This window comes from Xanthomarina sp. (assembly GCF_035306705.1).
Taxonomy (GTDB): Bacteria; Bacteroidota; Bacteroidia; order Flavobacteriales; family Flavobacteriaceae; genus Xanthomarina.
The window spans coordinates 1-2,067 of record NZ_DATGNO010000175.1 but is presented as its reverse complement, the minus strand read 5'-3'; the positions used below and the strand labels follow the sequence as shown (position 1 = coordinate 2,067).

At 34.3% G+C, this 2,067-nt stretch carries 3 protein-coding genes and 1 pseudogene; 3 read left to right on the top strand and 1 reads right to left on the bottom strand.

Translation table 11 applies throughout. The annotated features are described in order from the left end of the window. Together VKY47_RS14025 and VKY47_RS14020 are read left to right on the top strand one after the other, a co-directional pair. Positions 1–583 (top strand): annotated as a pseudogene (locus VKY47_RS14025) (urocanate hydratase); the annotation flags it as partial. A 119-nt stretch (positions 584–702) separates the two neighbouring features. Next, the gene (locus VKY47_RS14020; protein WP_414731235.1) at positions 703–1,200 is read left to right on the top strand and encodes a DUF4136 domain-containing protein; all 498 of its coding nucleotides are present in this window, start codon (positions 703–705) and stop codon (positions 1,198–1,200) included. A gap of 56 nt (positions 1,201–1,256) precedes the next feature. Here the strand turns inward: VKY47_RS14020 and VKY47_RS14015 are convergent, their stop codons facing one another. Continuing rightward, positions 1,257–1,607, bottom strand: a complete 351-nt coding sequence (locus VKY47_RS14015; protein ID WP_324313466.1) for a hypothetical protein — start codon at positions 1,605–1,607, stop codon at positions 1,257–1,259. Between the two features lie 256 nt (positions 1,608–1,863). Between VKY47_RS14015 and VKY47_RS14010 the strand changes: the two genes are divergently transcribed. Further along, positions 1,864–2,055, top strand: coding sequence for a cold-shock protein (locus VKY47_RS14010; protein WP_007646460.1), 192 nt, complete (start codon positions 1,864–1,866; stop codon positions 2,053–2,055). Positions 2,056–2,067: the final 12 nt, after the last annotated feature.

Here is a 2,067-nt window from a genome sequence, read left to right as displayed (position 1 = left end):
GAGTTCCCCTATAGAAATCCAGCAGCAAATGGCCGATAACATCCAATGGATAAAAGGCGCTCAAGAAAACAAATTAGTGGTAGGGTCTCAAGCCAGAATTCTATATGCCGATGCCGAAGGACGAATGAAAATCGCTCAAGCTTTTAATGACGCTATTCAAAAGGGTGAAATTGGAGTCGTGGTTTTAGGAAGAGATCATCACGATGTTTCCGGAACCGATTCCCCATACAGAGAAACAAGTAATATCTACGATGGATCGCGTTTTACGGCAGATATGGCCATCCAAAATGTTATTGGAGATTCCTTTAGAGGAGCCACTTGGGTAAGCATCCATAATGGCGGCGGTGTAGGTTGGGGCGAAGTTATAAATGGTGGATTTGGTATGGTTCTTGATGGTAGTAAAGATGCGGAAAGACGCTTAAAATCCATGCTTTTCTGGGATGTAAACAATGGGATCTCCAGAAGAAGTTGGGCCAGAAATGAAGGCGCCATTTTCGCCATTAAAAGAGCTATGGAATTAGAACCTAATTTAAAGGTAACACTTCCTAACTTGGTTGATGAAAAATTGCTAAACTCGTTTTAACTTAAAACAAACACGCTATGAAAAAATTAACATCATCCCGAAAGCGCTTCAGTTTTCTAAGTCTTTCAAACAAAAAATCACAACTCATTCTATTGACTTCCTTTTTATTGGTTACTATCATGTCTTGTAGCACGGTAAGAGTCGCTTCAGATTACGATAAAGAAGTTGATTTTTCCAAATACAAAACGTTTGCCTTTTACAAACCAGGTATCGACAAAGCTGAAATCAACGATTTAGACAAACGAAGAATGCTTCGTGCCATAGAGTCCGAATTATTGGCCAAAGGTTTTACAAAATCTGAAACTCCAGATTTATTAGTAAGCATTTTTACGAAATCCAGAGAAAAAGTAAATGTTTATCAATCTGGATATTATCCGTATGGCTACGGATATGGCTGGGGTTGGAGTCCTTATTATTATGGAAATTACAATACAGTAAACACATCTACAGAAGGCGTTTTATATGTGGATTTAATAGATGCTACTAAAAAGGAACTGGTTTGGCAAGGCGTTGGAACTGGCTATTTAAGTAGTAGCTCCAGCAAAAAAGAAGAACGTATACAAGAATTTGTAAGCTCCATTATGGCGAAATATCCTCCAGGAGCAACTAGTAAATAATAAAAAAGGGACTCAACAAATTGTTAAGTCCCTTTTTTTATATCATTCAATTTAAATTATTTTTTTACCTTTTTTAGAGATTCCTGATATAACTCAAATTGCTCAGGAGTTAAAATCCTTTTAAAAGATTCAAGCGTATTTTGATCTACAGTTTTTAAGCCATCTTGTCTTAATTTGTCTGTAGCATCCATTTTATTCAACGCTCCTGTATTTTGTTCAGCATCTACCAACACTCTATAAATAGCGCTTTGTTGTCCTCCCGTAAGGTTTACAAGTTGGTGCAATTGATGCGTTTTTTCTTTGGCCATTGCCTCAGGACTTTGCTTTTCATTTGTTTGAGCAGAAGAAGACTGCAGGCCAATAAAAAATAAAGCTATGAAGCTTAAAAAAGTAAAGTATTTTTTCATGATGTTTTTTTAGTTATTATTTATTTGAAAAATTAAATATACGAAAATTATTAATATACATGAAGATCTTGATACATATCTGCTTTCAAAAATAGGATCACTCCTTTAGGAATAAGTCAAGTTAAGCTAAAAGAAGTTTTACCAAAAAAACCCAAAATGTATAATTTCTTACATTTATTTAAACAAAAATAAAAAAAAGCTTTCGAAATCAGAATATTAGATTATCTTTGTCCCTTAATTAAATAAAATTATTATTATGAGTACTGGTACAGTAAAATTTTTTAATGACTCTAAAGGTTTTGGATTCATCACGGAAGAAGGAAACAATAAAGAGCATTTTGTTCACATTTCTGGCTTAATCGACGAAGTAAGAGAAGGCGACCAAGTTGAATTCGATTTAACAGAAGGTAAAAAAGGATTAAACGCGATTAACGTAAAAGTTATCTAATTATATACTTTT

What these genes read in the sequence shown, in the direction of transcription:
- VKY47_RS14020 (WP_414731235.1), top strand. Translation starts at nt 703, where the DNA reads ATGTCTTGTAGCACGGTAAGAGTCGCTTCAGATTACGATAAAGAAGTT.
- VKY47_RS14010 (WP_007646460.1), top strand. Translation starts at nt 1,864, where the DNA reads ATGAGTACTGGTACAGTAAAATTTTTTAATGACTCTAAAGGTTTTGGA.
- VKY47_RS14015 (WP_324313466.1), bottom strand. Translation starts at nt 1,607, where the DNA reads ATGAAAAAATACTTTACTTTTTTAAGCTTCATAGCTTTATTTTTTATT.